Below are 5,760 nucleotides of genomic sequence, written 5' to 3'. Positions count from 1 at the left end.
ATGAAGAGGCCGGAGTGACCATTATGGAAATGGTCAGAGAAATGGATGCAGGGGACATGATTGCCAGCCGGGCGACAGCTATTGAAGACAGTGACAATGTCGGAACGATGTTTGAGAAACTGGCCTTGATTGGCCGCGACCTGCTGCTGGAGGTGCTGCCTGATTATGCAGCTGGCAAGATCCAGCCTCAGCCCCAGAATCCAGCTATGGTGACTTTTTCGCCTAATATCAGCCCAGAACAGGAGAGGCTGGACTGGACCAAGACAGACCGGCAGCTCTTTAATCAAATCCGCGGTATGAACCCTTGGCCGGTGGCCCACACCCTGCTCAAGGGGCAGCGCTTCAAGATTTATGAAGCTGAGCCGGCAGCCGGCAGCGGTCAGCCAGGACAGATTATTGCGGTCAGCAAAAAAGAGCTCATCGTGGCGGCCGGTCAGGGGGCCCTTGCCCTAAAGACAGTCCAGCCAGCCGGCAAACCTAAAATGCCTGTAGCAGACTTTCTCAACGGTCTGGGCCGCAGTCTGACAGTAGGAGATTCATTTGAAAACTAAGCATACAAGCGCCCGCCTGACTGCTTTAAGAGTTCTGGAGGAAGTGTTTGAACAGGGAGCCTACTCCAACCTTGCCTTGAAGAAAGCGCTCAGCCAGAGCAGACTCAGTCAGGCTGATAAAGGTCTGACTACAGAGCTGGTCTACGGCACTGTTGCCCGTAAGATCACTCTGGAATGGTATCTGTCCCACTTGATTGAAGACCGCAATCAGCTGGATTCTTGGCTTTATAGCCTGCTGCTGCTCAGCCTTTATCAGCTGCTTTATCTGGATAAGATTCCCAGTCATGCTGCGGTCCATGAAGCGGCTGAGATTGCAAAAACTCGCAAGCGAGGCAGTGAGAAACTGGTCAATGCCATTCTGCGCAGGATTGAGCGGGAAGGCGTGGCCGATGTCAGCAGGATTAAGCGCAAAAACAAACGCTTCTCTATCCAGTATTCTCTGCCGGTCTGGCTGGTTAAGGCTATGATAGAGGAATACGGCGAAGTGAGGGCTGAGGCTATCTTTGCCAGCCTCTTTACCCGGAGCAAGGCCAGTATTCGGGTGGCAGATTTATCCCGCAAGGCGGAAGTGAAAGAACTTTTGGGAGCTGAGGACTCTCTTTTGGCTCCCTCGGCCTTGGTTAAAAAGCAGGGCAACTTTGCCGGGCACACTCTCTTTTCTCAGGGGCTGATTACGATTCAGGATGAATCCAGCCAGTTGGTAGCACCAATCCTGCAGATTGAGGGAGACGAAGACATTCTGGATGCCTGCAGTGCCCCGGGCGGCAAGGCTGTGCATATGGCTTCCTATCTGACCAGCGGCTGCATCACGGCTTTGGATCTCTACGACCATAAGCTGCAGCTGATTGAGGAGAATGCCCGGCGCTTAGGCGCAGCGGATAAAATCACCACTCAGAAACTGGATGCCAGAAAGGTTTTTGAGACATTTGGCCCTCGGGCTTTTGACAAGATTCTGGTCGATGCTCCCTGCTCCGGAATAGGCCTCATTCGCCGCAAACCGGACATCAAATACAATAAAGAAAATGCAGATTTCAAGACTTTGCAAAAAATTCAGCTGGATATACTGGACAGCGTTTGTCAAAGTCTACGTAAAGGTGGTATAATAGCATATAGTACTTGCACGATTATGAGTCAGGAAAATTTTGAAGTTGTCAAAAAATTCCTAGACAGCCATCCTGACTTTGAGCAAGTGATACTGGACCATGAAAGAAAAGATATCGTAAAAGACGGCTGCATTTTGATTACACCAGAATTATACGGGAGTGACGGCTTCTTTATCAGTCAATTTAGGAAGGTATCGGAATAAGAGGAGGAAACTGACAGCATGGAAATTTCACTATTAACAGATGTTGGTCAAAAGCGGACAAACAATCAAGATTATACCAATCATTTTGTCAACCGCGCCGGCAAAACCATGATTATCTTAGCAGACGGCATGGGCGGCCATCGGGCCGGCAATATCGCCAGCGAGATGGCTGTGACAGACTTGGGAGCAGCTTGGGTTGACACACAGATTGATTCGGTCAACCAAGTGCGCGAATGGTTTGCTGAGCACCTGGAAAAAGAAAATCAGCGGATTCACCAATTCGGTCAGGACGAGGAATACAAGGGGATGGGCACGACGTTGGAAGCCTTGGCTATTATAGATGATCAAGCTATTTATGCCCATATCGGAGACTCGCGTATCGGCCTGATTCGCGGTGAGGAGTACAGTCAGCTGACCAGCGACCATTCCTTGGTCAATGCTTTGCTGAAGGCCGGGCAGATTACACCCGAAGAAGCAGCCCGCCATCCGCAGAAAAACATCATTACCCAGTCTATCGGACAAAAAGACGAAGTGCAGCCTGACTACGGCATGATTAGTCTGGAAGACGGAGACTATGTGCTGCTGAACAGCGATGGTCTGACCAATATGATTTCAGGCAGTGAAATCTATGACATTGTGACCAGCGACATCAGTCTGGCTGAAAAAACGGAAACCTTGATTCGCTTTGCCAACAATGCCGGAGGCCTAGATAACATCACGGTTGCTCTGGTTCGATTTGACAAGGAGGAGCAGGAATGATTCAAATCGGCAAAATTTTTGCCGGACGATATAAAATCATCAAGCAAATCGGCCGAGGAGGCATGGCAGATGTCTATCTGGCCAAGGACTTGATTTTGGATGGCGAGGAAGTTGCAGTAAAGGTCCTTCGGACCAATTACCAGACGGATCCGATTGCTGTTGCGCGTTTCCAGCGGGAGGCGAAGGCGATGGCAGATTTAGACCATCCGCATATCGTTCGGATTACCGATATTGGAGAGGAAGACGGCCAGCAGTATCTGGCGATGGAATACGTGGCAGGACTGGACCTTAAGCGTTATATCAAAGAAAATTCTCCAATTTCTAATGAAGAAGCGGTCAGAATCATGGGGCAAATCCTGCTGGCTATGCGCCTGGCGCATACCCGCGGCATTGTCCACCGGGATCTGAAACCGCAGAATGTCCTCTTAACCCCGGACGGCAATGCCAAGGTGACGGACTTCGGCATTGCCGTAGCCTTTGCTGAAACCAGTCTGACCCAGACCAACTCTATGCTGGGCTCTGTGCATTATCTATCACCGGAGCAGGCCCGCGGCTCCAAAGCCACGGTTCAAAGTGATATTTATGCCATGGGGATTATTTTTTATGAGATGCTGACTGGCCATATCCCTTATGACGGGGACAGTGCCGTGACCATCGCCCTGCAGCATTTTCAAAAGCCTCTGCCCTCCATTATTGACGAAAATCCCAATGTGCCTCAGGCCTTGGAAAATGTGGTTATTAAAGCGACAGCTAAAAAACTGAGCGATCGCTACCAGTCTGTTGCAGAGATGTATGTAGACTTATCCAGCAGCCTGTCTTATGAGCGTCACAATGAAAAGAAGCTGGTCTTTGACGATGCAGCAAAGGCAGACACCAAGACCCTGCCTAAGATTTCGCCGCTTCCCCAGCCTGCCGCTCAGCCCGCAAAAGCTGCTGCGCAGACAGCTGAGTCCAGCCAATCAACCGCAGAGGAGAATCCGGCTCCTGCTAAGAAAAATCCTAAAAAACGCCATCTAAGAACGCGCTATAAAGTACTGTTCTTTGCTGTGCTTTTGGTTCTGGCAGCCTTTGTCTATCTGCTTTACAACAGCCCGTCTAACACCAGCGTACCGGATGTTGCCGGCCAAACGGTTGCCGAGGCCCGCTCGACTATTGAAGCCAAAAAGCTGGTGGTTGGTGAGGAAAAGGAAGAGTACAGTGATAATGTTGAGTCCGGTAAGGTCATTAAAACGGACCCACAGGCCAACAGCCAGCGCCGTGAGGGCAGCAAGATTGATTTGATTGTGTCCAAAGGACCCAAGACCTTCAAGATGGACGATTATATCGGTCAGCAGTATACAGCTGCAGTTGAAGATTTGAAAACCAATTACAAGGTTTCAGAGAAGCTCATCAAGATTGTTGAAGAAGAATCCAGCGACTACGAACCTGGTCAGGTGATTGCCCAGACCCCAGCCTACGGCGCTACTTATGATCTGTCAGCCAATGCTCAGATTACCCTGACCGTAGCTAAGGAAGTGTCCAGTGTAGCGATGCCGGACTTTGGCAGCCTGCAGTATACTTATGCTAATGCCCGCTCTTACTTGATTCAGATGGGGATTTCTTCCTCTCGGATTGAGCGTGTGGTGGACCGTTCGGTTACTTCGACCCAGGCTGATCTGGTGACTTCCCAGTCGCCGGCAGCCGGTCAGAGTATCGATCTCAAGTCCAATGATAAAATCACTCTCTATGTGACAGAGGCAACAGCCAGTTCGTCTTCCAGCTCTTCCTCCAGCTCGGACAGCAGCTCCAGAAGCAGCAGTTCATCAGAAGAAGAGAGCTCTTCCAGCTCCTCCAGTCACCAATAGCAGGATTCACCTCATTTCATTTTAGCTTGAAATGGGGTGTTTTTCTTTCATTCAATAGACCGGTTCAGAAACCTCGTCTTGAGCCAGTTCGTCCTTGGCAGCCGGGACGTTCAACCAGTCTGGGAGACTGCTTTGTCATACTCAAAGAATATCTGGTTTTGAGGTGGCGGATGAAAGACTGCAAGAAAGAGCCTTCTTCGATTTTCAAAGAGTCTGACGTCTTTAGGCAAACCAGCCTCCCCTCAGCACCCAATGAAAGAAAAAGAGAGAAGAAGGCTTCATTTCCGAACGGGTCGAACAGAAATTTTTGCTTTTCATGCCTTAGACGGAGGTTTTTCTGGCTATTTTTGTTAAAATAGGTAAGTACAGAAAGGAAATGGCTATGTGGAAAGTTCAGTTATTTGTTTTTGTTGAAACAGTCTTGCTGTCAATGGCGCTGATTACTATGCTGGCGGCGGATTTTTCGCGTGTGGTCATTATCACGGTGCTTTTTCTTCTGCTGCTCTATTACTATTTCGGCAAGCAAAAGGGAAATTTTCTGCTGGTCGCTTCCATGATTATGCTCTTCTTTATCATTATGCTTAATCCTTATGTTATAGCAGCGCTTTTGTTTGCCCTGGTTTACGGCATGATTGTGGCATACCCTTATATTTATAAGGAAAATCAAGAAACCCATCTGATTTTTGAAGAAGAAGTAGAGATTCAGAGCGAGAAGAATCGCTGGCTGGGAGACTTGCAGCATTTTTCCAAGGACAGCTGCCAGTTTCATGATATTAATCTGCTGCGGATGATTGGCAGAGATACGATTCATCTGGAAGACGTTATTCTGGTCAACCATGATAATGTCGTTGTCATCCGTAAGGGATTTGGGGATACCAAGATTATAGTGCCCCTTGATGTCGAAATTCAGCTGCAGATTAACACCCTTTACGGCGATGTGAACTTCCTCAACCACCCTTCCCGCAAGCTGCGCAATGAGACCGTTTCGCTGACAACTCCGGGCTACAGGCGGGCCAATAAGACTGTTAAGATTGTACTGGTCAGCTTTTTAGGGAATGTGGAGGTTGTCAGAAATTGAAAAAGCCAAATTATTTCCTTCTTCTGGTCTACACCTTCTTTGTCCTCCTTGTTGTTTTTCATTACATTTTCAATATTTTTGATTTTTCTTGGCAGGAACTCTTTGGTGATTTAGAACTGCTGCAGTCCTTTGTCTTCTTTGTAGTCATTTTAGGACTGTCTCTGACGATTTTAATCGTCGTAGCAGTCCGTTTGGTCCAGCATATGGCTGTAGCCCATATGC

At 48.6% G+C, this 5,760-nt stretch carries 5 protein-coding genes and 1 pseudogene; all 6 read left to right on the top strand.

Annotated features, from left to right (window positions below):
- Window positions 1-551: methionyl-tRNA formyltransferase (locus tag STRDD11_RS00070; RefSeq protein WP_277592686.1), on the top strand; the 551-nt coding region annotated here is incomplete at its 5' end.
- Window positions 541-1,857, top strand: a complete 1,317-nt coding sequence (rsmB, locus tag STRDD11_RS00065; RefSeq protein WP_128834175.1) for a 16S rRNA (cytosine(967)-C(5))-methyltransferase RsmB — start codon at window positions 541-543, stop codon at window positions 1,855-1,857. The genes STRDD11_RS00070 and rsmB, both read left to right, overlap by 11 nt.
- An 18-nt stretch (window positions 1,858-1,875) precedes the next feature.
- On the top strand, window positions 1,876-2,616 hold the full coding sequence (locus STRDD11_RS00060; RefSeq protein ID WP_128834173.1) for a Stp1/IreP family PP2C-type Ser/Thr phosphatase: 741 nt from the start codon (window positions 1,876-1,878) through the stop codon (window positions 2,614-2,616).
- Window positions 2,613-4,460, top strand: a complete 1,848-nt coding sequence (gene pknB / locus STRDD11_RS00055; RefSeq protein WP_128834171.1) for a Stk1 family PASTA domain-containing Ser/Thr kinase — start codon at window positions 2,613-2,615, stop codon at window positions 4,458-4,460. The genes STRDD11_RS00060 and pknB overlap by 4 nt, the downstream gene beginning before the upstream one ends.
- A gap of 382 nt (window positions 4,461-4,842) precedes the next feature.
- Window positions 4,843-5,538 carry a cell wall-active antibiotics response protein LiaF gene (gene liaF / locus STRDD11_RS00050; RefSeq protein WP_128834168.1) on the top strand — a complete coding sequence of 232 codons (696 nt, stop codon included), beginning with the start codon at window positions 4,843-4,845 and terminating at the stop codon, window positions 5,536-5,538.
- Window positions 5,535-5,760 (top strand): annotated as a pseudogene (locus STRDD11_RS13955) (sensor histidine kinase); the annotation flags it as partial. The gene liaF and the pseudogene STRDD11_RS13955, both read left to right, overlap by 4 nt.

Origin of the sequence: Streptococcus sp. DD11 (assembly GCF_001578865.1) — a bacterium.
GTDB lineage: Bacteria > Bacillota > Bacilli > Lactobacillales > Streptococcaceae > Streptococcus > Streptococcus panodentis.
Note: the sequence above shows the minus strand (reverse complement) of the source record. Positions and strands in the feature narration are given on the sequence as shown.